We start from the raw sequence: 505 nt of genomic DNA, 5'->3' as shown, positions 1-505 counted from the left end.
ATTGTATTACTAAATAAACCTAATAAAGTAATATTCATATGTCCTACAGAAGAATAAGCAATAATTTTTTTTAAATCTACTTGTCTTAAAGTAGTGAAAGATGAATAAATAATACTAATAACAGCTAAAGAGTAAACTAAAGGAGTAAAAAATACAGAAGCATCTGGTAAAATAGCAATAGAATATCGTAAAAATCCATAACCAGCTAATTTTAATAAAATTCCGGCTAAAATAATTGATCCAGCTAAACTTGCTTCTACGTGAGCTTCAGGTAACCAAATATGGAAAGGAATCATAGGAACTTTTACTGCAAATGATAAAAAAAATCCTAACCATAAAATTTTTTGTCGAGTTTCACTAATATCTGCTACTGCTAATACTTGATAATCCGTTGAACCAACTTCAAAATAAATTACTAAAACAGCTAATAACATAAATAAAGAACCTAATAAAGTATATAAAAAAAATTGATAAGCTGCATGAATTTTTCTTTCTCGTGCACCCC

General features: G+C 27.3%; 1 protein-coding gene. It reads right to left on the bottom strand.

From position 1 onward, the window contains the following. Nucleotides 1-505, bottom strand: a 505-nt coding sequence (locus ACYVPE_RS40065; RefSeq protein ID WP_461038762.1) for a proton-conducting transporter transmembrane domain-containing protein, incomplete at both ends; no start/stop codon positions are given.

Source organism: Streptomyces mayteni, assembly GCF_054783955.1.
The sequence above is the reverse complement of the archived record's forward strand: the minus strand, read 5'-3'. Positions and strand labels throughout refer to the sequence as shown.